26 protein-coding genes are annotated in these 25,730 nt (G+C 74.1%); 12 read left to right on the top strand and 14 right to left on the bottom strand.

Going from position 1 to position 25,730, the window contains the following annotated elements; all coding sequences use genetic code 11:
• Positions 1–97 precede the first annotated feature (97 nt).
• Positions 98–1,246: an FHA domain-containing protein gene (locus tag AB0I11_RS17985; protein ID WP_357321043.1), complete on the top strand. Its 1,149-nt coding sequence runs from the start codon at positions 98–100 to the stop codon at positions 1,244–1,246.
• Between the two features lie 61 nt (positions 1,247–1,307).
• Here the strand turns inward: AB0I11_RS17985 and rocD are convergent, their stop codons facing one another.
• From rocD to AB0I11_RS18000, 3 genes are all read right to left on the bottom strand, one after another.
• Positions 1,308–2,522 (bottom strand): ornithine--oxo-acid transaminase, encoded by a 1,215-nt coding sequence (gene rocD / locus AB0I11_RS17990; protein ID WP_357321191.1) that lies wholly within the window; start codon positions 2,520–2,522, stop codon positions 1,308–1,310.
• Positions 2,522–3,337: a dimethylargininase gene (ddaH, locus tag AB0I11_RS17995; RefSeq protein WP_357321194.1), complete on the bottom strand. Its 816-nt coding sequence runs from the start codon at positions 3,335–3,337 to the stop codon at positions 2,522–2,524. Before ddaH ends, rocD begins: the two co-directional genes overlap by 1 nt.
• A gap of 335 nt (positions 3,338–3,672) precedes the next feature.
• Positions 3,673–4,584, bottom strand: a complete 912-nt coding sequence (locus AB0I11_RS18000) for a thrombospondin (RefSeq protein WP_357321046.1) — start codon at positions 4,582–4,584, stop codon at positions 3,673–3,675.
• A gap of 178 nt (positions 4,585–4,762) precedes the next feature.
• Here AB0I11_RS18000 and AB0I11_RS18005 point away from each other — a divergent pair, with 178 nt between their 5' ends.
• Positions 4,763–5,650, top strand: coding sequence for a septum formation family protein (locus tag AB0I11_RS18005; protein ID WP_357321049.1), 888 nt, complete (start codon positions 4,763–4,765; stop codon positions 5,648–5,650).
• A gap of 33 nt (positions 5,651–5,683) precedes the next feature.
• Here AB0I11_RS18005 and AB0I11_RS18010 read toward each other — a convergent pair whose 3' ends face one another.
• Positions 5,684–5,917, bottom strand: coding sequence for a GntR family transcriptional regulator (locus AB0I11_RS18010; protein ID WP_357321052.1), 234 nt, complete (start codon positions 5,915–5,917; stop codon positions 5,684–5,686).
• Between the two features lie 176 nt (positions 5,918–6,093).
• On the opposite strand from AB0I11_RS18010, the gene AB0I11_RS18015 reads away from it, so the two are divergent.
• The gene (locus tag AB0I11_RS18015) at positions 6,094–6,621 is read left to right on the top strand and encodes a hypothetical protein (RefSeq protein WP_357321055.1); all 528 of its coding nucleotides are present in this window, start codon (positions 6,094–6,096) and stop codon (positions 6,619–6,621) included.
• Positions 6,622–6,742: 121 nt separating this feature from the next.
• Positions 6,743–7,552 carry a DNA-formamidopyrimidine glycosylase family protein gene (locus tag AB0I11_RS18020; RefSeq protein WP_357321058.1) on the top strand — a complete coding sequence of 270 codons (810 nt, stop codon included), beginning with the start codon at positions 6,743–6,745 and terminating at the stop codon, positions 7,550–7,552.
• A gap of 50 nt (positions 7,553–7,602) precedes the next feature.
• On the opposite strand, the gene AB0I11_RS18025 is transcribed toward AB0I11_RS18020, so the two are convergent.
• The 5 genes from AB0I11_RS18025 to AB0I11_RS18045 form a co-directional block, all read right to left on the bottom strand.
• Positions 7,603–8,475, bottom strand: a complete 873-nt coding sequence (locus tag AB0I11_RS18025) for an aminoglycoside phosphotransferase family protein (protein WP_357321062.1) — start codon at positions 8,473–8,475, stop codon at positions 7,603–7,605.
• A 165-nt stretch (positions 8,476–8,640) separates the two neighbouring features.
• Positions 8,641–10,062 carry a WGR domain-containing protein gene (locus AB0I11_RS18030; protein ID WP_357321065.1) on the bottom strand — a complete coding sequence of 474 codons (1,422 nt, stop codon included), beginning with the start codon at positions 10,060–10,062 and terminating at the stop codon, positions 8,641–8,643.
• A 125-nt stretch (positions 10,063–10,187) separates the two neighbouring features.
• The gene (locus AB0I11_RS18035) at positions 10,188–11,132 is read right to left on the bottom strand and encodes a hypothetical protein (protein ID WP_357321197.1); all 945 of its coding nucleotides are present in this window, start codon (positions 11,130–11,132) and stop codon (positions 10,188–10,190) included.
• An 83-nt stretch (positions 11,133–11,215) separates the two neighbouring features.
• The gene (locus AB0I11_RS18040; protein WP_357321068.1) at positions 11,216–12,595 is read right to left on the bottom strand and encodes an FAD-dependent oxidoreductase; all 1,380 of its coding nucleotides are present in this window, start codon (positions 12,593–12,595) and stop codon (positions 11,216–11,218) included.
• A gap of 41 nt (positions 12,596–12,636) precedes the next feature.
• Positions 12,637–13,776, bottom strand: coding sequence for a glutamate--cysteine ligase (locus AB0I11_RS18045; RefSeq protein ID WP_357321071.1), 1,140 nt, complete (start codon positions 13,774–13,776; stop codon positions 12,637–12,639).
• Positions 13,777–13,900: 124 nt separating this feature from the next.
• Here AB0I11_RS18045 and AB0I11_RS18050 point away from each other — a divergent pair, with 124 nt between their 5' ends.
• From AB0I11_RS18050 to AB0I11_RS18065, 4 genes are all read left to right on the top strand, one after another.
• Positions 13,901–14,194 (top strand): DUF6412 domain-containing protein, encoded by a 294-nt coding sequence (locus tag AB0I11_RS18050; RefSeq protein WP_357321074.1) that lies wholly within the window; start codon positions 13,901–13,903, stop codon positions 14,192–14,194.
• 125 nt (positions 14,195–14,319) lie between these two features.
• Positions 14,320–15,063: a membrane protein insertase YidC gene (locus AB0I11_RS18055; RefSeq protein WP_357321077.1), complete on the top strand. Its 744-nt coding sequence runs from the start codon at positions 14,320–14,322 to the stop codon at positions 15,061–15,063.
• 76 nt (positions 15,064–15,139) lie between these two features.
• Positions 15,140–16,564, top strand: a complete 1,425-nt coding sequence (locus AB0I11_RS18060) for a carbohydrate-binding protein (protein WP_357321080.1) — start codon at positions 15,140–15,142, stop codon at positions 16,562–16,564.
• Positions 16,565–16,701: 137 nt separating this feature from the next.
• Complete coding sequence (locus AB0I11_RS18065) at positions 16,702–18,264, top strand: cellulose binding domain-containing protein (protein WP_357321083.1); 1,563 nt, start codon at positions 16,702–16,704, stop codon at positions 18,262–18,264.
• Positions 18,265–18,277: 13 nt separating this feature from the next.
• Here AB0I11_RS18065 and AB0I11_RS18070 read toward each other — a convergent pair whose 3' ends face one another.
• Positions 18,278–18,940, bottom strand: a complete 663-nt coding sequence (locus tag AB0I11_RS18070) for a DedA family protein (protein WP_357321086.1) — start codon at positions 18,938–18,940, stop codon at positions 18,278–18,280.
• 79 nt (positions 18,941–19,019) lie between these two features.
• Complete coding sequence (locus tag AB0I11_RS18075) at positions 19,020–19,613, bottom strand: DUF1349 domain-containing protein (RefSeq protein ID WP_357321089.1); 594 nt, start codon at positions 19,611–19,613, stop codon at positions 19,020–19,022.
• 72 nt (positions 19,614–19,685) lie between these two features.
• On the opposite strand from AB0I11_RS18075, the gene AB0I11_RS18080 reads away from it, so the two are divergent.
• Both AB0I11_RS18080 and fabG read left to right on the top strand, forming a co-directional pair.
• Positions 19,686–21,338 (top strand): alpha-amylase family protein, encoded by a 1,653-nt coding sequence (locus AB0I11_RS18080; protein WP_357321092.1) that lies wholly within the window; start codon positions 19,686–19,688, stop codon positions 21,336–21,338.
• Positions 21,339–21,393: 55 nt separating this feature from the next.
• A complete protein-coding gene (gene fabG, locus AB0I11_RS18085) occupies positions 21,394–22,152 on the top strand; it encodes a 3-oxoacyl-ACP reductase FabG (protein WP_357321095.1) in 759 nt (252 codons plus the stop codon).
• 37 nt (positions 22,153–22,189) lie between these two features.
• On the opposite strand, the gene AB0I11_RS18090 is transcribed toward fabG, so the two are convergent.
• Positions 22,190–22,603: a hypothetical protein gene (locus tag AB0I11_RS18090; protein WP_357321097.1), complete on the bottom strand. Its 414-nt coding sequence runs from the start codon at positions 22,601–22,603 to the stop codon at positions 22,190–22,192.
• A complete protein-coding gene (locus AB0I11_RS18095) occupies positions 22,596–23,015 on the bottom strand; it encodes a hypothetical protein (protein ID WP_357321100.1) in 420 nt (139 codons plus the stop codon). The genes AB0I11_RS18090 and AB0I11_RS18095 overlap by 8 nt, the downstream gene beginning before the upstream one ends.
• Positions 23,016–23,149: 134 nt before the next feature.
• Here AB0I11_RS18095 and AB0I11_RS18100 point away from each other — a divergent pair, with 134 nt between their 5' ends.
• Positions 23,150–24,049 (top strand): Gfo/Idh/MocA family oxidoreductase, encoded by a 900-nt coding sequence (locus AB0I11_RS18100; protein ID WP_357321200.1) that lies wholly within the window; start codon positions 23,150–23,152, stop codon positions 24,047–24,049.
• A 562-nt stretch (positions 24,050–24,611) separates the two neighbouring features.
• Positions 24,612–25,442: an ErmE/ErmH/ErmO/ErmR family 23S rRNA (adenine(2058)-N(6))-methyltransferase gene (gene erm, locus AB0I11_RS18105; protein WP_357321103.1), complete on the top strand. Its 831-nt coding sequence runs from the start codon at positions 24,612–24,614 to the stop codon at positions 25,440–25,442.
• A gap of 64 nt (positions 25,443–25,506) precedes the next feature.
• On the opposite strand, the gene AB0I11_RS18110 is transcribed toward erm, so the two are convergent.
• Entirely contained in the window at positions 25,507–25,698 is a 192-nt protein-coding gene (locus AB0I11_RS18110) for a DUF2795 domain-containing protein (protein ID WP_357321107.1), read from the bottom strand.
• Between the last annotated feature and the right edge of the window lie 32 nt (positions 25,699–25,730).

The raw sequence follows: 25,730 nt of genomic DNA on the forward strand, positions 1-25,730 counted from the left end.
CCGGTAGGGTCGGGGCCATGGCAGACGTGCTCACCGCCGAGGCGGTGCGGGACGAGCCGGGGCGGCCACGGCCGACCCGGCGGACCCGGAGCGCCCGATGAGATTCGAGATCAGCAAGGTGCTGGACGCCATCGAGGGTCGGGTCTGCACCGACCCGGCGCTGGCCCGCGCCGTGGTGGACCTGGCCGAGGTGATCCGCTGGCAGGACCTGGACGGCGGCCGGCCGGCCAGCCTGCTGCGGCTCGGCATGGTGATCGATGCCCTGTCCCGGCAGTTGGAGGAGGACAGCGTCCCGGTGTACGCGATCGTGCACCGGGCTCTGCTCTCCGACGCGGACCTCACCTCCAACGAGCGGATGGTGGTCCGGCGCTGGGCCGACGACGGCCTGGTCGAGGTCCTCGACCAGCCCGGCGACCGGGTGCTGGAGGTGGCCGACCTGCTCGGGCTGCCGGTGCTCAGCCGGGTCCGCTTCGACGGCCGGCAGGGGCGGTTCCCGTGGCTCGGGCAGGCGGGGCGGGTGCTCGCCCCGGTGCCCGGCGCCGGTGGCCCGGTCTTCATCGCCCACGTCGGCGGCGGGCAGCGCCCGGCGGCCGGCGGCCGCTCACCGGTCGGGGCGAAGCTGCTGGCCCGGCAGTGGCGCTGCCCGGAGCCGGGGTGCGCGCTCTTCGGCGCGGGCGGGGGTGGCGGCGCCTTCGCCGACCTGGCCCGGGTGGACCGGGCGCCGGCCGGCCAGCCGCCGCCCACGCTGCGCAACGGGGTGCCGACCTGTCCCCGGCACGGGGTCCGGCTCGGCGACGCCGGGCCGCGCCCGCGTACGGAGGTGCTGGCGGTGCGGATCGGTGGGCTGGTGCGCCGCCGGTTCGCGCTCACCGAGGCCCAGCCGGTGCTGGTCGGGCGGGCACCGGATCCGGATGGTGGGATCGTCCTCGGGCAGTGGCTCAACGACGAGGCGCGGCGCTGGATCAGCCGCAACCACGTCCGGTTCGAGCTGAGAGTGGGTGAGGTGATCGTGACCGACACCAGCACCAACGGCTCGGGCGTGCGGCCGGGCGGCTCGATGGCCGAGGCGGACCGGATCGCGCTGGCCCCGCAGCAGTCCCGGGTGTTGGCCGAGGGGGACGTGATCGAGCTCTACCCGGGCGTGCACCTGGGCCGCGCCGACGAGTTGCCCAGCGACGCGAAGTTCAGCCCCACCTCGGTGATGGCCGAGGCGCCCACCATGGCGATGCGGCTGCCGCGGGTCTGACCCGGGGACGCGCGAAGGGCGCCGGGACCGTCGCGGTCCCGGCGCCCTGTCGGGTACGGGGTCAGCCGGCCAGCACGGCGGCGAGCTGGGCCACCGCGTGGTCGATCTCCTCTTCCGTGATCACCAGCGGCGGGGCGAGCCGGATGGTGGAGCCGTGGGTGTCCTTGGCCAGGACGCCCCGCTCCATCAGCCGCTCGCAGGCCTGCCGGCCGGTCATCAGCGCCGGGTCGATGTCCAGGCCGGCCCAGAGGCCCCGGCCCCGGACCGCGACCAGGCCCTTGCCGATCAGGCCGCGCAGCCCGGCGTGCAGCCGCTCGCCCAGCTCGGCGGAGCGCCGCTGGAACTCGCCGGTGGCCAGCAGCCGGACCACCTCGGTGGCGACGGCGCAGGCCAGCGGGTTGCCGCCGAAGGTCGAGCCGTGCTGGCCCGGCTGGAGCACGCCGAGCACGTCGGCGTTCGCGGCCACCGCGGAGACCGGCACGATGCCGCCGCCGAGCGCCTTGCCCAGCAGGTACATGTCCGGGACGACGCCCTCCTGCTCGCAGGCGAAGGTGGCGCCGGTGCGGCCCAGGCCGGACTGGATCTCGTCGGCGATGAAGAGCACGTTCCGCTCGGTGCAGAGCTGGCGGACGCCCGGCAGGTAGCCCTCCGGCGGCACCACCACGCCCTGTTCGCCCTGGATCGGCTCCAGCAGCACGGCCACGGTGTTCTCGTCGATCGCGGCGGTCAGCGCGGCCAGGTCGCCGTAGGGGACGACCGTGAAGCCCGGGGTGTACGGCCCGAAGTCGGCGCGCGCGTCCTCGTCGGTGGAGAAGCTGACGATCGTGGTCGTACGCCCGTGGAAGTTGCCCTCCGCCACCACGATGTTGGCCTGGCCGGGGGTGACGCCCTTGACCTGGTAGCCCCACTTGCGGGCGACCTTGATGCCGGTCTCCACCGCCTCGGCGCCGGTGTTCATCGGCAGCACCAGGTCCTTGCCGCAGAGCGCGGCCAGCTCCCGGCAGAAGTCGGCGAACTGGTCGTGGATGAACGCCCGGCTGGTGAGGGTGAGCCGGTCCAGCTGGGCGTGCGCGGCCTCGATCAGCTTCGGGTGCCGGTGGCCGAAGTTCAGCGCCGAGTAGCCGGCCAGGCAGTCCAGGTAGCGGCGACCGTCCACGTCGGTCAGCCAGGCGCCCTCGGCCGACGAGATCACCACGGGCAGCGGGTGGTAGTTGTGCGCCGTGTGCCGCTCCGCGTCCCGGACCGTGGACGGAGTCCGCAGCATGTCGTCGATGATCACTTGCTCGCCTTTCCCTGACGGAGTCGCAACGTGCAGCACTTCGGTCCGCCGCCGGCCTTGCGCAGCTCGGACAGGTCGATGCCGATGGTCTCGTAGCCCCGGTCGCGCAGCTTCGCGGCGAGGTCGGTGGCCTGCGCGGGCAGCACCACGTGCCGGCCGTCGCTGACCGCGTTCAGCCCCAGCACCTCGGCGTCGGCCATGGTCGCGTGGATGGCGTCCGGGAAGAGCCGGCGCAGCACGGCCCGGCTGCCCGGCGAGAACGCCTCCGGCAGGTACGCCACGGTCCGCTCGTCGAGCACGGTGAGCGCGGTGTCCAGGTGGTAGAAGCGCGGGTCGACCAGCTGCATGGTGATCACCGGGTAGCCGAAGACCTCCTGGAGCTGGGCGTGCGAGGCGTGCGCGGTGCGGAACCCGGTGCCGGCGAGCAGGTGGTCGCCGGCCAGCAGGACGTCGCCCTCACCCTCGTTGACGTGCTTCGGGTCGTACATCTCGAAGCCGGCGGCCTCGAACCAGGCGCGGTAGGCGGGGGCCTCGTCGGCCCGCTGCGGGTCGCGGAACTGCACCGCCATCGCCCTGCCGTCGATCACCGTGCCGCCGTTGGCGGCGAAGACCATGTCCGGCAGGCCGGCCACCGGGTCGATCAGCTCGACCTCGTGGCCCAGGTCGACGTACGTCCGGCGGAGCTGCTCCCACTGCCGGATCGCCAGGTCGGCGTCGACCGGGGCGGTGGGGTCCATCCACGGGTTGATCGCGTAGTCGACGGCGAAGTACGTCGGCCGGCACATCAGAAAGCGCTGGCGGGTCGCGTCCATCGTCATGTCCTGCTCCCAGGGTCGGGCGCGCCCGGCCACCGTGGCCCACGGGCTGGCGCCGTGGTCCAACGGTATGCGGCCCGGGCGGCGACATCCACCGTGAGAAGTTGCGTACGCCGTCGGATCGTTGCGTCTGGCGACGTGATCGCGGCGGATCGTTGCGTCCACGCGGGGAGCGGAACTGCCGTGGGGAGCGGACCGGCCGGCGGGGCCGGGCCCCGGACGCGCTTCGGGGGCGGCGAATCGCCGCCCCCGAAGGAGGTGTGTGTCCGGCTGGTGAACCACCAGAGCTGATCGGACCGCCGGAGCTGCGCCGGCGACCGGGACAGTGCCCGTCAGAACCAGTTGGCAAACTGTGAATCAAGCCACTCCCGGAACCGGCCCACCCAGTCGCCGTCGGTGGTCGGCCAGTCGAACTGGCCGGTCATCGCCACGATGCCGAGCACCACGGCGGCCACGCCGACGGCCACGCCGATCAGCGCGTCGGTCTTGCCGGCCACGTGCCGGCGGCGGGTGGCCATCAGGCCGAGCACCGCGAGCACCGCGCCGACCGCGCCGAGCCCGATGCCGTAACCGGCCAGGGTGCCGGTGAGCACGAAGAGCGCGCCGACCACCGAGACGATCAGGCCGAGGGTGGCGAGCAGGCTGGCCCGCGGCTTCTTCACGGGGATCGCCTGGTCCGCGACCCGCTCCCGGTCGGCCGGGCGGTCCGGCCGGCCGTCCCGGTCCAGGTCGACGGTGCGTTCCGGGGCCGGGTCCGGCCGCCGGTCGGTGCGGGTGGCGTCGTCGTCGGCCACCCTGGTGCGGGCGTCGTCGGCCGGCGTCACGGTACGGACGGAGCCGTCGACCGGCGGCACGGTGCGGGTGGTGCCCGCGCCGAGCGGACGCCCGGTGGCGGCCCGCGCCGCTGCGGCCCGGTCGGCCGCCCGCCGCTCCGCCTCGGCGGTCCGGTCGTCGTCGCCGGCGGTGGCACCGCTGCGGTACGTCGTCCGCTCGGCGTCCCGGTCGGTGACCACCGGTTCGCCGTCGCGGGCGGTGGCCTCGTCGCGGGCGGTGGCCCGGTCCCGGTCGGCGGCCTCGTCCCGGGCGGCGACTCCGTCGCGGTCGGTGGCCTCGTCCCGGGCGGTGACTCCGTCGCGGTCGATGGACTCCTCGCGGGCGGTGACTCCGTCGCGGGCGTCGACCACGCCGTCGCCATTCACGTCCTCATTGCGCGCCGGACCGTTCCGGCGGGACAGAATCTTCATCTCGACACCTCCTGATCTCCGGCGCGGCGGCCGCGGAAGCGTCCTACCGGCACACGCGTGACAAGGACGTACCCAGGCGAGCAGGCAATGACACCCGTCGACCGACGCGGCGTCACCGCCGGACCCGGGCCGGCCGTATGCTGCGCGCGGTTGCCACGGTGTTCCGGGGGAGATGGGTATGCGACGCAGTATGGCGATCCTGGCCGCCGTGGTCATGGTGGTGCTGGCCGGCTGCGCCGCGCCGGCCGGCACGGACGGCGACCTGACCGACGACTGGCGTCCGGTCGGCGCGGTCGAGCAGTTCAGCCCGAAGGCAGGCGACTGCCACCTGATCGCCGACCCGACCAGCTACCTGAGCAGCTACCAGCCGGTGGACTGCGCCCGGCCGCACCTCGTCGAGACGTTCCACGTCGGCCGGTTCAGCGACGCGCTGGCGGCCCGGCCCACCCCGCCGAAGGTGGGCTCGGCGGTGCTGCGGCCGGCGTACGCCGAGTGCGACACCCGGGCCCGCGATTTCCTTGGCGGGGACTGGCACGGGGCGCGCCTCGTGGTGCAGGTCGCGCCGCCGTCCCCGAACGGCTGGGCCGGGGGCAGCCGCTGGTTCCGCTGCGATCTCTTCGAGGTCAGCGCGGTGACCGTCGGCGACGACGACCGGTCCGACTGGGCAGCCCAGCATGCCGGCACCCTCCGTGACGCGCTCCGGAATCCGGCGTCGCCGCTGGCGTACCGGTGCGTGGAGCAGGTGGTCGGCGGGCTGCTCCAGGTGCCGTGCGCGAGCGCGCACCGGATCGAGTACGCCGGCACGTGGACCGCCCCGGAGGTGCCCTTCACCGCCCTGGCCGCCGACGAGGACCGGATCCACACCGCCTGCCGCACGGTGATCGCCGGCTACGCGAAGCTGCCGGTCGACCGGCTGCTGCCGTACCGGACCAGCAGCCTGTACGGGCTGCCCTCGGCCGCCGCGTGGGCGCGCGGCGACCGGCAGGTCCGCTGCTTCGTCTGGTCGTACGACCTGTTGCGGCGAAGCGTGAAGGGTGGCGGGCCGTCGGCGCTGCCGGTGCACTGATCGGCGCGGCGGCCGGTACGCCGCGGGTACGAGCTACGACCGCTCGGCGACGAACGTTCCGCGAGCGTGAACGGTGACGACCAGGCCGCGCTCGCGTAGCTCTCGCATGGCCATTCGCACGGTGCCCCGCGCTACGCCGTAGGTCTGCTGCAAGTGCAGTTCGCTCGGAAGCGGCTGCCCGGGGCGCAGTTTGCCCTCTTCGATTTCTTTGGCGAGCAGGTCCGCCAACTGCCGGTAGAGCGGCACGTTGTTCAGCGGGCTCGTCATGGGCGGCAGCGTAGACACGCGCATGATCTGTACGTATTTGGGGATGTGCAGCTACTAGACGTCTAGTATCTAGACGTTCATTGACTGTACGTTTGTCAGGGCCAGCACAAAGACGGCCCCCGACCAGCGATTGCGCCGCTGACCGGGGGCCTTGATCGCCTGCAAGGAGGCGACCCGTGAGCACCCTACCCACGCCGCCTGTCTGCGGAGAACCCGCGACGGTCCGAATCGAGCTGTACACCGCCGACTCCCTGGACGGCTGCGCGTACACCTGCGCCGCGCACTCGGCCCAGGCCACCGCCGTGGTCGGCCGCGCCGGGCTGGACGCCCACCCGGTCGGCCTGGCGCCGGACGTGGATCGGCCCTGCGGCTACCTGCACGTCTACGCCACCGGAAGGCTTGCCACCCGGGAGCGTCCGGGCCATCCGCGCTGGTGCGACCGAGACGAATGCGAGCGCCGGGGCCAGCACCGTTCCCGCGCCCGCCACGTGGGCACCAACCGCCCGGAGGCGTTCATCGTTGACGTGCGCCTGGTGCAGGCGTTGCACCCGACCGCTGAGCCGATGGTGAACCTGACCAGCGTGGCGGGCGGCGCCGCCGCCAGCCTGGTGCTGTCGATCGGCCAGGCGCGGGTACTTCGGTACCGGCTGGCCCACCTGCTCGATGAAGCCAAGGCTGCCCGCAACGGCGGCCGGTGGTCGTAGCGCGCCGCACAGCAGTCGGGGCCGTCACCGGCACGGTGCGGGCCCCGAGGCTCGGCGGGTGAGAGCGCGGTTCGACAGGTCACCCGGGAGACGCGAGAGCGGTTGACTACCCTTGGCCCTCGTGCCAGAGGGACACACCATCCATCGCCTGGCGGCCCGGCACGCCGAGCTCTTCGCCGGCGACAAGGTGTACGCCACCAGCCCGCAGGGCCGCTTCGCCGAGGGCGCGGCCCGGCTCAGCGGCACCGTCCTCGACGGCACCGAGGCCTACGGCAAGCACCTGCTGCACCATTACGCCGGCGAGCTGACCCTGCACGTGCACCTCGGGCTCTACGGGAAGTTCGCGGACGGCCCGGGCGAGCCCTCGGCCCCGGTCGGGCAGGTGCGGCTACGGCTCACCAGCGATTCGCACTGGCTGGACCTGCGCGGGCCGACCGCCTGCGAGCTGCTCACCCCGGCCGAGGTGGCTGCGCTGCGGGCCCGGCTCGGCCCGGACCCGCTGCGCGCCGACGCCGACCCGGACCGGGCGTACGCCCGCATCCGGCGCAGCCCCACCCCGCTGGCCGCGCTGCTGCTGGACCAGTCGGTGGTGGCCGGCACCGGGTTGATCTTCGTGACCGAGGCGCTGTTCCGGGCCGGCCTGCCGCCCACGCTGCCCGGCCGGGCGCTGGACCGCGCGGGCTGGGGTCGGATCTGGGCCGACCTGGTCGACCTGATGACCCGCGCCGTCGCCCTGGGCCGCATCGACACCGTCCGCGACGAGCACCTGCCGGAGGCGATGGGTCGGCCACCGCGCGTCGACCGGCACGGCGGCGAGGTGTACGTCTACCGCCGCCCCGGCGCGCCCTGCCACGTCTGCCGCACCGCGGTCAGCCGGGGCACGCTGGCCGGCCGGAACCTCTACTGGTGCGCCACCTGCCAGGCCGGCTGAACCGGCCCGGTACCGCCGGTGGCCGCCCACGGGGCGGTACCACCGGCGGTTCACGCCTGGTCGAGCAGCCAGCGGACCGTCTCGACCTGGTGCGGGAAGACCTGATCGTCGCCGAGGCTCCAGGCCAGGGTGTGCGCGACCGCCCAGCCGCGGACCCGCTCCCGGTCCAGCCCCAGCTCGGCGCTGAGCCGGTCCAGCCGGTGCCGGACCGCGGCGGGGGAGTGCCCCAACTCCGGGCCGCGCACCATCGGCACCGCCGCGAACTCGCGCTCGCCGACCAGCGGCTTCGGGTCGATGACCAGCCACGGCTGGCGGCCGGCCGCCAGCACGTTGCCGGCGTGCAGGTCCTGGTTGACCAGCACCTGCTCGCCCTGGCTCGGCACCAGGTCGGCGAGCAGCCCGAGCGCGGCGTCCAGCAGCCGCCGCTCGAACGGCCGGTTCAGCCGCTCCCACTTGGCCGGCAGCCGCTCGGTCCAGCCGGCGGCCTCCGCGGCGAGCGGGGTGAACGGCGGACCGGCCGGCACGCCGAGCCGGGGCAGCAGCGCGACCACCACGTCGAGGGCCGCCTCGGGCGGCAGCGCGTGCAGCGGGGTGCCGGGCAGGCACCGCTCGACCAGCAGCGCGCGCCGCGCGGCGTCGTGGGCGAGCAGCCGGATGGCGCCGCGCCCCGCCCAGTGCGTCAGCGCGGTCGCCTCGTGCACGCTGTCGTCGTCCGGATATTGGAGCTTCAGCACCGCCAGGGTGCCGTCCGGCAGTTCCGCCGGCATCGCCAGCGACGCGAAGGCGGAGTGGAACGGCGGACCGACCCGCAGCTCCCAGCGCTCGACGCACTCGGCCAGCCGGTCCGGCAGGCCGGCGAGCCAGGCCCGGCCGGCCGGATACCGTCCGGTCCAGCGCAGCCCTTCGGGGATCTCCAGAGACATCCGACCATCCTGAAGTCCGGTGGCGGTCCCGTACAACCGTTTCCGGCGCCGGCGGCGCGACAGGTGCACCCGACGTGCGGTCCACCGAGGACTGGGGCGTCGAGGAGCGGGCCGTGCTGCGCGACGCCCGGGGGCGGTCCCGCACCGCCCCCGGACCGGAGTCGTTCAGCGCAGCCGGCGGATGTCCCCGTACGCCCGGTAGAAGCCGCCCCGGCCGGACTCCCGGACCTCCGTGACCAGGTAGCGCGCGCCCGGCTCGCGGATGCCCTTGGGGAACTGCACCGACCAGTCCCGCCGGTAGCCGTCGGAGAGCACGTGGATGCGCATCCGGCCGCCCTGCTCGACGCACTGCACCACCACGCCGGAGCGGTCGTCGGTGGTCACCTCGACCGTGGTCCAGGCGGCCGGCTCGGGCATTCGGGCCGGCGCCTTGACGTCCACCACGTCGGGCACGGTGCCCGCCTCGGCCGCCCGGATCGCCGCCTCGCCGGCGTCGACGCAGGCAAGGTAGCCGCCGGTGGTCACCACGTAGAGCCGTTCCTGGTGGTACTGCATCGAGTAGGCCGAGCCGCAGCCGGTGCCGAGCTTCCACAGCCGGTTGCCGGCCGCGTCGAAGCAGTAGATCGAGGACTGGTTGTCGCCGGCGAAGACGTACCGGCCGTCCTCGGCGGTGGCGCAGGAGAAAACCGGGGCGTCGCAGCGGTACGTCCGGTCGGCCCGCCCGTCCTTGCGCAGCCGTACCACCTCGCGGGTGCCGGTGCCGGCGAACACCGCGTCGCGCTCCTGCCAGCCGAAGAGCACCGACCCGGTGCGGGTGTGCCACAGTTCCCGCCCGCTGCGCCAGTCGTAGCCGGTGACCCCCTGCGAGTGGCCGTGGTAGAGGGCATCGCGGTCGCAGCGCACCATCCAGGCGGCCCGGCCCCGCCCCGGCCGGCGCCAGAGAAACTCGTCCTCGTGGTCGATCGCGGCGATCCCGCCGGCCGCGTCGGAGACCCCCAGCACGCCGTCGTGGATGTCCAGCCAGTAGATGTCGATCTCCGGGGCGATCGCGTACGCCACCCGGGGCACCTTGCCGGAGAGGTCGTAGACGTTGCCGTCGTCGCAGCCCGCGTAGATCCAGGCGTCGTCGGCGACGATGCACTTCACCCCGTCGGGGAGCCGGACCTGGTTGAGGACCCGGGCGTCGTGGTCCAGCGTGGTGATCACCCCGTGCTCGTTGCCGACCAGGCAGCTCTGCCCGTCGATGAAGATGCCGAACGCGGGCGCGCCCGAGGCGTACCGCCAGAGGACCGGGGCGGTGCGGGCGGTGGAGCGGGTGCTGACGATCTGCCGGCGGGACACCGGGCGCTTCTGGCGTACGCCGGGCACCGCCGGGGCGTACCCCTTGCGGATCTTCTCGCCGATCTTCTTCGCGGCGGCGGCCCGGGCCCGGGTGTTGTCCGGGAAGGTGGTCGTCTTCACCTGGCCCTGGTCGCCGATCCGGCCGTAGCGCACGGTCAGCGCCGTGTCCTCCACCACCACCTCGTAGAACTTGTGCGCTGCACCGTCCACTTCGGACAGTTCGAGGTAGGTCGTCTCCTGCGACATGGGGGTCCTCCGAGGGAAAGGGCCGGAACCGGCGACAGCGCGCACAAGGTAACCGCGCCCCCCGACAAAGAGCTGTGGGTGCGGTTGTGGTCGCTGGGGCGACAACAAACGCACCCACAACCGAGCTACGGCCGCCAGCCGGCCGCCGCCAGGGCGGCCCGGAGTTGGGCCACCACCTCGGCGGGGCGGTGCCGGACGTCGAACGCGGTGAACCGCAGGATCCGGTCGCCGGAGATCCAGACGTCGTTCTGCCGGCGCAGGTCCGCCGCCCACTGCCGGACGTCCAGGTGGTGCGCGCCGTCCACCTCGACGTGCAGGCCCCAGCGCCGCCAGTACGCGTCCAGGTAGCGCACCCGGCCGCGCGCGTCGCGCCGGCGTTCCTGACCGTCCGGGACCGGCAGGTCATGGCGGCGGCAGAGCCGGACGAGGTCGATCTCGGAGAGGGCCTGGGCGCCACCGGCCACGTCCTGGAGCGTCTCCCGGATCAGGCCCCTGCGCAGGGCGCGCGGCATCCGGTCCAGCACGGCAGTGATCTCGGCCGGCGTGACCCGCCGCTGCTGGCAGCCGGCCGCCAGGATCTGCTGCGCCTCCTCGTCGGTACGCGCCCACTGGGCCGCGTCCACGAGGGACCGGGCCATGCTCGTCCGGTCCGGCCGGCCCCGCTGCCGGTCGGCGGCGGGCAGGGCGCGAACCCGGCGCACCCGTACCGCGGGAAGGCCCAGGGGCAGCCGGCGCAGCAGGTCGGCGGCGCGTCGCCGGTGCGGCACGAGGACGTCCACCGTCTCGTACCGCCAACTGCCCCGCAGGCCGCCGGCCTGTGCGGCGGCCAGCCCGGCGAGCACGCCACCCTGGCCCGCCGCGAGCACCGCGACCCACCATCGCTGATCCCGGTCGAACGGCCCGTCCGGGGCCGCCCGAAGCAGCCCGCGGCACACCCGCTGCCAGCGGCCGCTGGCCAGCAGGTGCCGGACCTTGGCCGGGGTCAGCTCGGCCGTCGCCTGCGCCCAGGTCAACACCCCCGACTGGGTGAAGAGCAGCCACTCCAGCCCTGACGCGTCGTCTCGCGGCATCCGCACCCGGTCGATTCCAACCGACTGCGGGTGCGTCTGTTGTCGCTCCAACGGCAACAGACGCACCCGTCGGCGACAGCTAGCTAGCGGCCGGTGTGGGCGAGGGCGTCGACGGCCTCGCGGGCGGCGATCAGCACCGGATCCCAGACCGGGGCGTACGGCGGGGCGTAGCCCAGGTCGAGCGCGGTCATCTCGTCCACCGTCATGCCGTTCCAGAGCGCCACGGCCAGCGCGTCGATCCGCTTGGCCGCCTCGGACCAGCCGACGATCTGCGCCCCGAGCAGCCGGCCGCTGGGCCGCTCGGCGATCAGCTTCACGGTCATCGGCCGGGCGCCCGGGAAGTAGCTGGCCCGGTTGGTCGACTCGGCGAGCACGGTGACGAACTCGAAGCCGGCGGCGGTGGCGTCCCGCGCGCGCAGGCCGGTGCGCCCCACCTCCAGGTCGCAGACCTTGGTCACCGCGGTGCCGACCACGCCGGGGAAGGTGGCGTACCCGCCGCCGATGTTGATCCCGGCGACCCGGCCCTGCTTGTTGGCGTGGGTGCCGAGCGGGATGTGCACGGGCAGGCCGCTGACCCGGTGCAGGCTCTCCACGCAGTCGCCCGCCGCCCAGACCCCGGGCACCCCGGGCACCCGCATCCGCCGGTCGACGCGGACCGCGCCGCTGGGACCGATCGGCAGGCCGGCGGCCTTGGCGAGCGCGATGTTCGGGCGTACGCCGAGACCCAGCACCACCACGTCGGCCGGGATCGGCCCCTCGGCCGTGACCACGGCGCTGACCCGGCCGTCCCGTTCCGCCAGGCCCTCGACCGGCAGCCCGGTGTGGATGCCGATGCCGGTCCGGCGCAGCGCCTCGGCGACCAGCTCGCCCATGTCCGGGTCCACGGTGGCCATCGGCTGGTCGGCCTGCTCGACGAGGTCGACCGTGAGCCCGCGGTACAGCAGCGCCTCGGCCATCTCCACGCCGATGTAGCCGCCACCGACCACCACGGCGCGGCGGGGCCGCGGGTCGCCGTTCAGCCAGTCGATCAGGGCGGTGCCGTCGTCGAGGGTCTGCATGCCGAACACGCCGGCCACCCCGCCGCCGGCCCAGGCGGGCTCGACCGGGCTCGCGCCGGTGGCGTACACCAGGGTGTCGAAGCCGGCGCGGACCTCGCCGCCGCCGGCCAGGTCCCGGGCGACCACCTCGCGGCGGTCGAGGTCGATGGCGGTGACCTCGTGGCGCAGTTTGACGTCGATGTCGAACTTGTCGCGGAAGGTCGCCGGATCGCGCGCGATCAGCTGGTCCCGCTCGGTCACCTGCCCGCTCACCCAGTACGGGATGCCGCACGACGAGTAGGAGGTGAAGTGCCCCCGCTCGAAGGCGGTGATCTCCAGGTCGTCCCGGTCCCGGCGGCGGCGGGCCTGGGACGCCGCCGCCATCCCGGCGGCGTCCCCGCCGATGACGATCATCCGTTCGGCCACGAGCACCATCGTGTCACGGGTGTTGCCGCGGTGGGGCGCGCTCAGCCGCGCGTCTGCCGGGCCACGTCCTCGACCACGTCGAGCAGCTTGCCGGTCCGGGCGAACACGGCCCGCTGCCGCGCCGCGCCGCTGCCGTGCCGGCGCAGCCCGCCCAGCAGGTCGGTCACCTGGAAGAGGTCGCCGTGCCGGTCCAGTTCCGGGCGGAGGTGGTCGACCAGCCGGTCCAGCAGTTCCCAGGCCGGGCGCAGCTCACCGTCGGTCGGGTCGACGCCCTCGCCCTCCAGCCCGTCGTGGGCGGCCCGCCAGTGCGCGGCGACCAGCAGGTGATGGTCGGTGTCGAGCGCGGGGCGGCCCTCGGCGATGTCGGTCATCGCGGTCGCCACCAGGGCCCGGACCAGGGCGGCGACCAGCACCGCGTCGTCGACCGAGGGGCAGACGTCACCGATCCGGATCTCCACGGTCGGGTACCGGGCGGAGAGCCGGGCGTACCAGTAGAGCATTCCCTCGTCGAGCATCACCCCGCTGGCGATGAGCTGCCGGATCAGCCGCTCGTAGTGCGCGTGGTCGTCGAGGTGGGGGGTGGGCGCGACCGACGGCCAGCGTTCCCACTCGACCGAGCGCCAGCTGGCGTACCCGGTGTCCTCGCCCCGGGCGAACGGCGAGTTGGCGGTGACCGCGTGCAGCACCGGCAGCCACGGGCGAACGTGGTTGAGCACCCGCACCCCGGTGTCCGGGTCGGGGACCCCGACGTGCACGTGCATGCCGTTGTTGCCGGGGCCGGGCACGAGCAGCCGGAACCGCTCGATCATCCGGTCGAAGCGGGGCTTGTCCACCACCGGCGGCACCGGCCCGTCCACCGGCCCGGTGCCGATCGCCAACAGCCGTACGCCGGCGCGCTCGGCGGCGGCGGCCAGTTCGGTGCGGAGCACGCTCAGCGAGTGCCGGATGGCGGACAGCTCCAGCCCGGGCGGGGTGCCGATCTCGATCTGGCTGGTCTGGAACTCCCGCTCCACCTGGCCGCGCAGCTCGGCCGGCACCTGCTCCATGACCAGGTCGACGGCGGGTACGGCGACCCCCGTGTGCGGGTCGACCAGCAGGAACTCCTCCTCGACACCGACCGTGCGGAGGTCGGTGCCGCCGGGCGCGGCGCTCCGTTCCCGTTCCGCCACTGAACCGCTCATCGGCCACCACCGTCCGTGAAGAATGCGTTGCGACGCCGTGCCGCGCCGTCGACGCCCTGTTACCCACCGTGTCGGGGCGGGGAAACGCCCCGGTGGGGGTGACAGCGGGTTCTAGGCTGGGCGCGTGCCGGGAGTGCTGGTGGCGGTGACGAGCGCGTGGGCGTACGCCCTCGCCCAGCTCACCCTGGTCGCCGACCGGCCGGCGGCGCTGCTCGCGGGCGCGGCGGTGGCCGCCGCGCTGCTGCTGACCGTGCTGCTCGCGGCGCGGGTGCGGGTGCTGCCGGAGCCGCCCGGTGGGCGGCACGCGATCGCGCTGCGCGCCCGGGCCCGTGGCCGGCGGGTGCCCCGGCAGGTCGATCCGGACGCCCCCGGCCGGCCCCGTCCCCGGGCTCCCGGGTTGCGCCCCTCGGCCGCGTAGCGCTGCGCGCTTTCCGGGCCCGGTCCGGGCCGTCGCTGCCGCCGCGCGGCCGATTCCGCCGTCAACCGTCCCGCGGGTGAATGCCATCCCCGCCGGGGCACCGGAATCGGACCGAGGGGTCTGCCATGTTCGCCTTCGCACCACTGCACTCCGCGGCCTCGGCCGCCGCCACCGTCGTCACCTGGCTGGCCGACGCGCTCGCCCCGCTGGCCGGCGGTGCGGCGACCGCCGCCGCGATCGTCCTGTTCACCATCGGGGTCCGGCTGTTGATCTCCCCGCTCACCCTGGCCCAGATCCGCGGCGAGCGCCGCCGCACGGCGCTCGCCCCGGAGGTCCGCGACCTCCAGCGGCGGTACGCCGACGACCCGGCCCGGCTGCAGAGCGAACTCTTCGCGCTGTACCGGCGGGCCGGGGCCAGCCCGGTCGCGGGCTGCCTGCCGGCGCTGTTGCAGGCGCCGTTCTTCCTGGTCATGTACCGCCTCTTCGCCACCGGCGACGGCCATCCCGGGCTGCTGCGCGAGGAGCTTCTCGGTGTGCCGCTGGGCTGGCACCTCGGCGACGGCCTCTCCGGCCCGGTGCTGGCCGTCTTCGGGGTGCTGCTCGTTCTCCTGCTGGTGCTGGCCTGGTGGTCGTCGCGGCGGGCCCGGCGCGCTGCGGCGGCCACCGGCACGATCGCGGGTGCGCCGGCCGAGGGGCCGGGCGCGGCCGTGCTGGGCCGGCTGGTGCCGCTGCTGCCGTTCATCACGGTGCTGGTGGCGCTGGTGGTGCCGCTCGCGGCGGTGCTCTACCTGGTCACCACGACCGGCTGGACCGCGTTGGAGCAGGCCGTGCTGCGCCGTCCGCAGCCGGCAGCCATCGACGTGCATTGACAGATGCGGGGGCGGGCGCGTAGAAAACGCCTAAGAGAGCGCTCTCTCGCACCCGTCCCCGCAGAGAGGCACCCCGATGAACCCTGTCCCGGCGGCTCCGGCCGCCCCGTCCGCCGTGCGCCGATCGCGCCGGCGGCTCGCCCTGACGGCGGCCCTGCTCGCCGCCACCACCGCGCTGGCCACCGTCTCGATGACCGCCAACGCCGCCGTGCCGCCCGCCCCGTCCGGCTGGAGTCTGGTGTGGAGCGACGACTTCACCGGCTCGGCCGGCACGCTGCCCTCCTCCGCCAACTGGATCATCGACACCGGCACGAGCTACCCGGGCGGCCCGGCCAACTGGGGCACCGGCGAGATCCAGACGTACACCACCAGCACCGCCAACCTGGCCCAGGACGGCGCCGGCAACCTGCGGATCACCCCGGTCCGGGACGCCGCCGGGCGGTGGACCTCGGCCCGCATCGAGACGGTCCGCGCCAACTTCAAGCCGCCCGCCGGCGGCGTGCTCGCCCTGGAGGGGCGGATCCAGATGCCGAACGTCACCGGCGCGCAGGCGGCCGGCTACTGGCCGGCGTTCTGGGCGCTCGGGTCGCCGTACCGGGGCAACTACCAGAACTGGCCGGGCATCGGCGAGTTCGACGTGATGGAGAACGTCAACGGGATCAACTCGGTGTGGGGGGTGCTGCACTGCGGCGTCGCCCCGGGCGGCCCGTGCGACGAGTTCAACGGCATCGGCGCCTCCCGGGCCTGCCCCGGCAGCACCTGCCAGTCGGCGTTCCACACCTACCGGTTCGAGTGGGACGCCTCGGTCAGCCCGCAGCAGCTTCGCTGGTACGTCGACGGCCAGCTCTTCCACAGCGTCAGCCAGAGCCGGGTCGGCGACCCGTACTGGGGCCAGATGACCAGCCACTCGGGCTACTTCCTGCTGCTCAACGTCGCCATGGGCGGTGGGTTCCCGAACGGGGTGGCCGGCTCCGCCACGCCCACCGCCTCGACCGTCTTCGGCCGGCCCATGGTGGTCGACTACGTGGCCGCCTACACCCGGGGCGGTGGCGGCAACCCGTCGCCGACGCCGACCACCCCGCCGCCCGGCGGGACGGTGGACGCGTACTCGACCATCCAGGCCGAGGCGTTCAGCGGCCAGAACGGCGTGCAGGTGGAGACGTGCGCCGAGGGTGGCCAGGACATCGGCTGGCTGGCCAACGGCGACTGGGCCCGCTACGACAACGTGGATTTCGGCGCCACCCCGCCGCGCGACTTCGTGGCCCGGGTCGCCTCCGGCGCGCCGGCCGGGGTGAGCGGCCTGGTCGAGGTGCGGGTGGACAGCCCGACGAGCCCGCCGATCGGCAGCTTCGCGCTCGCCAACACCGGCGGGTGGCAGAGCTGGCGCTCGGTGCCGGGCAACGTCTCGGCGGTGACCGGGCGGCACAGCGTCTACCTCACCTTCAGCAGCGGCCAGCCGGCCGACTTCGTCAACGTCAACTGGTTCACCTTCCGCCGCTGAGCGGGCCGGGCCGGGGGTCCGCACCGGAGACCCCCGGCCCTCCCTCTGGACAGAAACAGTTAACAGTCTTAATAATGGGCGGCAACGTCGACGGTCGTGAATGCCTCTCCACCCCCAACGGTCCCCTGGAGGACGCCGTGAGACTCCGCCCCGCCCGCGCGGCGACATTCGCCACCGCGCTCGTCACCGCCCTGGTGGCGGCCACCGTGCTGGCCGCGCCACCGGCCTCCGCCGCCACCGCCGCCTTCGTCCGCACCACCACCTGGGACACCGGGTACGAGGGCAAGTTCACCGTCACCAACAACACCTCGAGCAGCATCTCCTCGTGGAACGTCCAGTTCGACCTGCCGTCCGGCAGCACCCTCGGGGCGTTCTGGGACGCCCGGCTGACCACCTCCGGCCAGCACGTCACCGCCGTCAACCAGTCCTGGAACGGCAGCCTCGCCCCGGGGGCCAGCACTACGTTCGGCTTCAACGTCAACGGCACCGGCAGCCCGACCAACTGCACGGTCAACGGCGGCTCCTGCACCGGCGGCGGCGGCAACCCCTCCGCGCCGGCCACCCCGGGCGGCCTGCGGGTCACCGGCGCCACCAACAGCTCGATCTCGCTGGCCTGGAACGCCGTCTCCGGCACGGTCAGCGGCTACCGGGTGTACGAGGGCAGCACCGTGAAGGCCACCGTCACCGGCACCTCGACCACCGTCTCCGGGCTGAGCACGTGCAGCGGGCACAGCTACACGGTGACCGCGTACAACGCCAGTGGGGAGTCGGCGAAGTCGGCGGCGGTGTCCGGCAGCACCACCGGCTGCACCGGCGGTGGCGGCGGGGCGATGGCCGCCGCGCCCTACCTCTACCCGGGCTGGGGTGACCCGCCCGCGCCGTCGACCGTGATGAGCGCGACCGGGGTCAAGTGGTTCACCATCGCGTTCGTGCTCTCCGGCGGCGGCTGCACCCCGGCCTGGGACGGCAGCGGCCCGCTCACCGGCGGCGCGCACGCCAACACCATCGCGGCGATCCGGGCCGCCGGCGGCGACGTGATCCCCTCCTTCGGCGGCTGGAGCGGCAACAAGCTCGGCCCGAACTGCTCCTCCGCCAGCGCGCTGGCCGGCGCCTACCAGCAGGTCATCAACGCGTACGGGCTGAAGGCGATCGACATCGACATCGAGAACACCGACGAGTTCGAGAACGAGGTGGTCCAGGACCGCATCCTCGGCGCCCTCAAGATCGTCAAGCAGAACAACCCGGGGATCCGGACCATCGTCACCATCGGCACCTCGACCAGCGGCCCGTCCTGGTGGGGCACCCGGCTGATCAACCAGGCCGCGGCGCTCGGCGCCAACATCGACGTGTTCACCATCATGCCGTTCGACTTCGGCGGCGGCGCGAACATGTACCAGAGCACGGTGAACGCGGCCGAAGGGCTGAAGAACGCGCTCAAGACGGCGTTCGGCTGGTCCGACGCCACCGCGTACGCCCACATGGGCATCTCCGGCATGAACGGCCTCTCCGACCAGCAGGAACTGACCTCGCCGGCCACCTGGACCCAGATCCGCGACTGGGCCAAGGCCCGCGGGCTCGCCCGGTTCACCTTCTGGTCGGTCAACCGGGACCGGCCCTGCGCCGGCGGCGGGGTGGTCTCCAACTGCTCCGGCATCGCCCAGAACACCTGGGAGTTCACCTCGATCACCGCGGGGTTCTGAGGCGGCGACGCGGTCAGCGCCCGGCGGTCACCGACTGCCGGGCGCGCCGCCGGCGCAGCTTCCGGACGACCCAGCTCACCGTCATCAGCACGAACGCCGCCAGGATCGCGTAGTTGAACCAGTGGCTGTACCGGTCGACCTCCTGCCACCGGCTGCCGAGGGCGTAGCCGAGGCCGACGATCAGCGCGTTCCACACCCCGCTGCCGATCGTGGTGAGCAGCACGAACTCGCCGATCGGCAGGCGGTTGGCCCCGGCCGGCACGGAGACCAGGCTGCGGACCACCGGCACCAGCCGGCCGATCAGCACCGCCCACCGGCCGTGCCGCTCGAACCAGCGGTCGGCCTTTTCCAGGTCCTCCCGGTCCACCAGCGGGATGTGGTCCAGCCAGCGCTTCAGCCGCTCCTCGCCGAGCGCCGCGCCGAGCCAGTAGAGCACCAGCGCGCCGAGCAGCGAGCCGGCCGTGGCGGCCAGCACGATGAGCACCACCGGGAACCGGCCCTCGGCGGCGAGGTAGCCGGCCATGGCCAGCACCACCTCGCTGGGGATCGGCGGGATGATGCTCTCCAGGGCGACCAGCAGGGCCACCCCGACCGCGCCCAGCGAGCCGATGACGTCGGCCACCCAGCCGGTCAGCCCGGTGAACTGGTTCGGGTCGACGTTCTGGGCGTGCGCCATGGGCGTCCTTCCGTACGCTGCTGCCGGGGATCCGGACCTGATACCCCCACGGCGGCCGGTCACACCTGCCGGGTTCGGCCTACGGGTGCAGCGCCGCGTCCGCCGGCCCCCGCCGCCACCCGGTGAAGCGGACCAGCAGCCCGCCCCTGCTCGGCGAGCAGCAGTACGGCCCGGCCGTCGCCACCGCCGCCGGATCCAGCGGGGCGACCCGGACCAGCCGCCACGGCTCGTCGTCCACCCGGGCCCGGACGGTCAGCGCGTCCCCGGCCCGGCTGACCCGCACGGTCACCTCGCGCCCCGACCACTCCGGCACCGGTGCCACCGACCAGTCCGACAGCTCGTCGGTGACCACCGCGCCGACCTGCGGCTCACCGTCGCTGACCTCGACCCCGGCCTTGGTCCAGCGCCGCTCGTCCACCCGGACCAGCACGCCCGCCTGGTCGAACTGCGCCGCGTAGTCCAGCCGGAAGCTCACCTCCACGGCGCTGTCCGGCGGGAACGGGGCGAGCAGCGCCGACCCGTCGTCGTGCACGAAGCCGTAGCTGGTCCGCCGCCAGAAGTCGCTGCCGCCGCGCGGCTCGACCAGCAGCCCGTCACCGGCGGGCTCGGCCCGCTCGGGCGGGTTCAGCCAGGTGCCGGCGGACCAGTCGACGGGGTGGTGGTCGGCGCTCATCCCGGCACCGTACCGGCCCCGCGGCGGACCGTGGGGTTTGCCAACGCCGGCAACCGGAGAAGTAAGCCGGGCATGGGTGACCGGTGGTATCAGGAGGCGGTGGTCTACTGCCTCGATGTGGACACGTTCGCGGACTCGGACGGCGACGGGGTGGGTGACTTCCGTGGCCTGATCGGCCGGCTCGACTATCTCGCCCGGCTGGGCGTGACCTGTCTCTGGCTGCATCCGATCCATCCGTCGCCCAACCGCGACGACGGCTACGACGTGACCGACTTCTACAACGTGAGCCCCCGGCTGGGCACCCTCGGCGACTTCGCCGAGCTGCTGCACCAGGCGAAGAACAAGGGCATCCACGTGATCATCGACCTGGTGGTCAACCACACCTCGGACGAGCACCCCTGGTTCCAGTCCGCCCGCTCCTCGCCCGACTCGCCCTACCGCGACTGGTTCGTGTGGAGCGAGGAGGCGCCGCCGGACCGCCACCAGGGCATGGTCTTCCCGGGCGAGCAGAACGAGACCTGGAGCTACGACCGCACTGCGAAGGCCTGGTACTACCACCGCTTCTACAAGTTCCAGCCCGACCTCAACGTGGCCAACCCCGAGGTCCGGGCCGAGATCAAGAAGATCATGTCGTTCTGGCTCCAGCTCGGCGTCTCCGGCTTCCGGATGGACGCGGTGCCGTTCATCATCGAGCGGACCGAGCCGGGCAACCCCGACTCGCCCAAGGACATGGACTTCCTCACCGAGCTGCGCCAGCACGTGCAGTGGCGGCGCGGCGACGCGGTCCTGCTGGCCGAGGCGAACGTGGAGCCCGACCAGTTGCCGGTCTACTTCGGCGACAGCGGCGGCTCGGCCAACCGGATCCACATGCTCTTCGACTTCATGATGAACGGGCGGCTGATGCTGGCCCTGGCCCGCCAGGACCCGGAGCCGGTGATCGAGGCGCTGCGGGACACCCCGGCGCTGCCGGAGGGCGGCCAGTGGGCCACCTTCCTGCGCAACCACGACGAGATCGACCTGTCCCGGCTCACCGCCGAGCAGCGCAACCAGGTGTACGAGCAGTTCGGCCCCGACGAGAACATGCGCCTCTACGGCCGGGGCATCCGCCGCCGGCTGGCCCCGATGCTCGGCAACGACCGCCGGCGCATCGAGCTGGCGTACGCGCTGCAGTTCTCGCTGCGCGGCACGCCCGTGCTGCGCTACGGCGAGGAGATCGGGATGGGCGAGGACCTGTCGCTGCCCGGCCGGGAGGCGATCCGCACCCCGATGCAATGGTCGTACAAGGAGAACGCCGGCTTCTCCACCGCCGACCCGGAGAAGCTGGCCCGTCCCGTCCTGGACAAGGGCGAGTACGGCTACCAGAAGGTCAACGTGACCGCCCAGCGCCGGGATCCCCGGTCGCTGCTGGGCTGGTTTGAGCGGATGATCCGTACCCTCCGGGAGGCCCCGGAGATCGGCTCGGGCTCCACCAGCCACATCGACGTGCCGATGCCGCCCGGGGTGCTCGCGCACCGGGCCGACGGGGCGACCGGGACCATGGTCTTCCTGCACAACCTCGGCACCGAGGACGTGGAAATCGACCTGAGCATCCTGGCCCCGGAGGCCGACCTGCCGATCGACGTGTTCACCGACCGCAACTACGAGGAGGTCGGCAAGCTGGACCGGCTCAAGCTCTCCGGCTACGGCTACCGGTGGATCCGCATCTGCCGGGGCCACCACCTCTGACGGCGCGTTCGGGGATAAGCTCCTTCGATCGAGCTCAAGTTACCGGGAGGTAATCATGTCGGAGGAGCCCCGCGTCGCCATCGTGACCGGAGCCGCGCGCGGCATCGGCGCGGCCACCGCCCGCCGGCTGGCCGCCGACGGCATGGCCGTCGCCGTGGTCGACATCGAGGAGGCGGCGACCAAGGAGACCGTTGACGCCATCGCCGCGGCCGGCGGCCGGGCCCTCGGCGTGGGCGCCGACGTCGCCGACCGGGCCCAGGTGACGGCCGCCGTCGAGCGGGTCGCCGCCGAGCTGGGCGCGCCGACCGTGCTGGTCAACAACGCCGGCGTGCTCCGCGACAACCTGCTGTTCAAGATGACCGACGTCGACTGGGACACGGTCATGGGCGTGCACCTGCGCGGGGCGTTCCTGTTCAGCCAGGCCGCCCAGCAGCACATGGTCGAGCGGAAGTGGGGCCGGATCGTCAACCTCTCCAGCACCTCCGCGCTGGGCAACCGGGGCCAGGCCAACTACTCCGCCGCCAAGGCCGGGCTGCAGGGCTTCACCAAGACCCTCGCCATCGAGCTGGGCCCCTTCGGGGTGACCGTCAACGCGGTCGCGCCGGGCTTCATCGTCACCGACATGACCGCCGCCACCGCGGCCCGGATGAAGGTCGACTTCTCCGCGCTCCAGCAGCACGCCGCCGCCGAGATCCCGGTGCGCCGCACCGGCCGGCCGGAGGACGTCGCGCACACCATCTCGTTCCTGGCCAGCGAGGGCGCGTCCTTCGTCTCCGGCCAGGTCATCTACGTGGCGGGCGGCCCCAAGGACTGACCGCGCGGCGCGTCCCGGCCCGCGCCGGGGCGCGCCGTCAGGCGTCGTGCCGGGTGCGCCAGAGCCAGAACAGGCCGAGCACCGGCAGGACCAGCGGGATGTAGCCGTAGCCGCTGCCGAACCCGGACCAGACCGTCTCGTCCGGGAAGAGCGCGCGGTCGGCCAGGCTCAGGATGCCGACCCCGACCACCCCGACCAGCTCCACGGAAATACAGGCCAGCGCCACCCGGCGGCCGGTGTGCCCGGCCCGGGCCAGCCCGACCGCCGCCACGATGTAGATGAGCGCGGCCAGCGCGGAGAGCAGGTACGCCACCGGCGCCTCGTCGAACTTCGTGGCGATCTGCAGCCCGGCTCGCGAGGTCGCGGCGATCGCGAAGAGGATGTAGACCGCGATCAGCAGCCGGCCCGGCCCCTTGTTGGTGGCCCGCTCGGGCACCCGCGTCTCAACCACCGACGACCTCCCAGGTCTGTTGCAGGCGCACCACCACGACCGGGGTGACCAGGCAGACCGCGCAGACGATCGCCGAGCCCCAGCGGGTCGGCTCCATACGGGCCAGCACCCAGGCCAGCGGCGGCAGGCAGACCAGCGTGAGCAGGTAGCCGAAGAAGGCCCCCGGCTCGCCCGGCCGCTCCCCGCCGCCGAGCGCGACCAGCGCCGCCACGGCGAGCCCGAGCAGGGCCAACTCCAGCACGGCCAGACCGGCGAACTGCGGCCGGTCCGGCGCCCGATGGCGCAGCGCCGCCACCAGGGCCCAGCCGGCGAGTACGAGCGACAGCACGATCGCGGCCGTCGCGAGGATCCCGTCCACCGGCGAGCCGCCGGCCGCGGCGCTGGTCATCGACGCAGTCCCGTTCACCGGCACAGCCTACTAAGCGGCGTAGTAGGCACCGCCGGCCGGCTCGCCGACGGGGTCCGCGCGCACCGACGCCGGCGGAGGACTAGCGTGGATCACGGCCACCGGCGTACGCCGTGGCGACGACGACGGCGGGGGGACGCGTGCTGCGGTTCGGCTTGTTCGGCACCGGTCACTGGGCGGCGGAGACGCACGCCGCGGCCATCGACGCCCACCCCGGGGCCACGCTGGCCGGGGTGTGGGGACGGGACCCGGCGAAGGCGGGCGCGCTGGCCGCGCGGCACGGCGTACCGGCCTTCGACGACGTGGACGCCCTGCTCGGCGCGTGCGACGCGATCGCCGTGGCGCTGCCGCCGGACGTGCAGGCCGAGATCGCCGTCCGGGCCGCCGCCGCGGGCCGGCACCTGCTGCTGGACAAGCCGCTGGCGTTGAGCCTCGCCGAGGCCGACCGGGTGGTGGCCGCGGCGCAGGCCGCCGGGGTGGCCTCGGTGGTCTTCTTCACCCAGCGGTTCCACCCGAACATCACCGGATTCCTGGCCGCGACGGCCGCGGCCGGCGGCTGGCAGCACGCCCGGGGCACCATGTTCGCCTCGATCTACCAGCCCGGCAACCCGTACGGGGACTCCCAGTGGCGGCGGCAGCACGGCGCGCTGTGGGACATCGGCCCGCACGCGCTGTCGCTGATCCTGCCGGTGCTCGGCCGGGTCACCCGGGTGGCCGCGATGAACGGCCCGAGCGGGCTGGTGCACCTGCTGCTCACCCACGACGGCGGCGCCACCAGCAGCATCTCCCTCACCCTGGACGCGCCCGCCGAGGCGGTCACCCGGGACTTCGTGTTCTTCGGCGACAACGGCATCGAGTCCGTTCCGCCGGGCGACGGCAGCGTGCTCCAGGCGTTCGGCACGGCGATCGACCAGTTGCTGGAGGAGATCGAGGCGGGCACCCGGGACCACCGCTGCGACGTGCGGTTCGGCCGCGAGGTGGTGGCGGTGCTCGAGGCCGCCGAGACCGCCCGCGCCGAGGGGCGCACGGTCGAGCTGTAGCCGGACCACTGCGCCGGGCGGAAATCCGTCGCGCCGCGACCCGCCGGTGGCTAACCTGCCCGGCATGTTCACGCATGCCCTGATCGACGTGGTCGGTACGCCGGCCACGCGAGGGCTCCTTCTGGTCGCCCGCCCGCGGGTCCGGCGTCCGGCCCTGGCCGGCCGGGACGCCCACCGCGCCTGACCTGACCGTCCGCGCCGCGCCCTGACCGGGCCCGGCCGCCGGCGGCTGCCGGTCGCGCTCCGCCGCCTGCCCTCCCGGCACGCGGCGGTCCGCCCGCGCCGATCCGCTCCGCCGCCCGCCGTGCGGGCTGTGCTGTCCGCTGTGCGGGCTGTGCTGTCCGCTGTGCGGGCTGTGCCGCCCGCCGTGCGGGCTGTGCTGTCCGCCGTGCGGGCCGCGGCCGTCCGCCGTGCGCCGGCACCGCCCGGCACCGGGCGGGCGGCGTGCCGGGTCGCGTCTCCCGCCGATCTCCAGGGTCGTCCGAGTCCCATCCGCTCGGACAGGCCCGCACCCGCGCCTGTCCGGATCCGTCGCCGCCCGGCGACAGACAGGACGATTCCCGTGGCGCCCCGCCGATCCCGCACCACCGCCCGCGACCGGTCCCGTCGCGTGCTGTCCCAGAACTTCCTCGCCGACCCGGCCGCCGTCGCGCGGATGGTCCGGGCGGCCCGCCCCGACCCGGACGACCTGCTGCTGGAGGTGGGCGCCGGGCGTGGCCAACTGACCCGCCCGCTCGCCGACCGGTGCGGCCGGCTGATCGCGTACGAGGTCGACCCGGCCGTCCTGACCGAACTGACCGGGGTCTGCGCGGCGCTGCCGCGGGTCCGGGTCCGGCCGGCCGACTTCCTCGCCGCCACGCCGCCCGACGAGCCGTTCTCGGTGGTCGGCAACATCCCGTGGTCGCTCACCGCCGGCGTGGTCCGCTGGTGCCTCGCCGCGCCCCACCTGCGGTCCGCGACCCTGCTCACCCAGCTCGAGTACGCCCGCAAGCGCACCGGCGACCGGGGCCGGTGGAGCCGGCTCACCGTGCTCACCTGGCCCGAGCACCACTGGCGGCTGGCCGGCCGGGTGCCGCGTACCGCGTTCCGGCCGGTGCCGGCCGCCGACGGGGGCATCCTGCGGCTGGAGCGGCGGGCCGAGCCGCTGCTGTCCCGTGCGGCGCTGCCCGCGTACCGGCGGATGGTGGAGCTGGGCTTCGGCGGGGTCGGCGGCTCGCTCGCGGCTTCGCTGCGCACGGCCCACCCGGCCGCGCGGGTCGACGGGGCGCTGCGGGCCGCCCGGCTGGTCCCGGACACCCCGGTCGGGCTGGTCTGGCCCGAGCAGTGGCTGGTGCTGTTCCGGCTGCTGCACGCGGTGGACCCGGCCCGGCCGCGGCGGCGGCGTCGCGGGTGAGCCGGCCCGCCGCGGCCCGGCCGTCGCGGGTGAGCCGGCCCGGCGCGGCCCGGCCCCGGCCGGGTCAGGCGAGCGTGTTCAGCGCCTCGCCCAGCTCCGCGGGGCTGTCGAACTCCTCCACCGGCAGCCCCCGGAGCAGCTGGAGCATCTCGGTGCTGCCGCCGTTCTCCTGGCACCAGCGGACCAGGTCCTCGCGGGAGACCGGGTAGTCGAGCCCGGCCAGGTACTCCTGCAACTGCACGCCGCTGACCGTCATGCCGACCGGCTACCCGTTCCGGTCCCGGGCAT

Source organism: Micromonospora sp. NPDC050495 (assembly GCF_040655175.1).
Classification (GTDB): Bacteria; Actinomycetota; Actinomycetes; order Mycobacteriales; family Micromonosporaceae; genus Micromonospora.

Coding starts and splice junctions, on each gene's coding strand:
- AB0I11_RS17985 (WP_357321043.1), top strand. CDS start 98: ATGAGATTCGAGATCAGCAAGGTGCTGGACGCCATCGAGGGTCGGGTC.
- ddaH (WP_357321194.1), bottom strand. CDS start 3,337: ATGGACGCGACCCGCCAGCGCTTTCTGATGTGCCGGCCGACGTACTTC.
- AB0I11_RS18000 (WP_357321046.1), bottom strand. CDS start 4,584: ATGAAGATTCTGTCCCGCCGGAACGGTCCGGCGCGCAATGAGGACGTG.
- AB0I11_RS18005 (WP_357321049.1), top strand. CDS start 4,763: ATGCGACGCAGTATGGCGATCCTGGCCGCCGTGGTCATGGTGGTGCTG.
- AB0I11_RS18010 (WP_357321052.1), bottom strand. CDS start 5,917: ATGACGAGCCCGCTGAACAACGTGCCGCTCTACCGGCAGTTGGCGGAC.
- AB0I11_RS18025 (WP_357321062.1), bottom strand. CDS start 8,475: ATGTCTCTGGAGATCCCCGAAGGGCTGCGCTGGACCGGACGGTATCCG.
- AB0I11_RS18030 (WP_357321065.1), bottom strand. CDS start 10,062: ATGTCGCAGGAGACGACCTACCTCGAACTGTCCGAAGTGGACGGTGCA.
- AB0I11_RS18035 (WP_357321197.1), bottom strand. CDS start 11,132: ATGCCGCGAGACGACGCGTCAGGGCTGGAGTGGCTGCTCTTCACCCAG.
- AB0I11_RS18045 (WP_357321071.1), bottom strand. CDS start 13,776: ATGAGCGGTTCAGTGGCGGAACGGGAACGGAGCGCCGCGCCCGGCGGC.
- AB0I11_RS18055 (WP_357321077.1), top strand. CDS start 14,320: ATGTTCGCCTTCGCACCACTGCACTCCGCGGCCTCGGCCGCCGCCACC.
- AB0I11_RS18060 (WP_357321080.1), top strand. CDS start 15,140: ATGAACCCTGTCCCGGCGGCTCCGGCCGCCCCGTCCGCCGTGCGCCGA.
- AB0I11_RS18070 (WP_357321086.1), bottom strand. CDS start 18,940: ATGGCGCACGCCCAGAACGTCGACCCGAACCAGTTCACCGGGCTGACC.
- AB0I11_RS18075 (WP_357321089.1), bottom strand. CDS start 19,613: ATGAGCGCCGACCACCACCCCGTCGACTGGTCCGCCGGCACCTGGCTG.
- AB0I11_RS18080 (WP_357321092.1), top strand. CDS start 19,686: ATGGGTGACCGGTGGTATCAGGAGGCGGTGGTCTACTGCCTCGATGTG.
- fabG (WP_357321095.1), top strand. CDS start 21,394: ATGTCGGAGGAGCCCCGCGTCGCCATCGTGACCGGAGCCGCGCGCGGC.
- AB0I11_RS18110 (WP_357321107.1), bottom strand. CDS start 25,698: ATGACGGTCAGCGGCGTGCAGTTGCAGGAGTACCTGGCCGGGCTCGAC.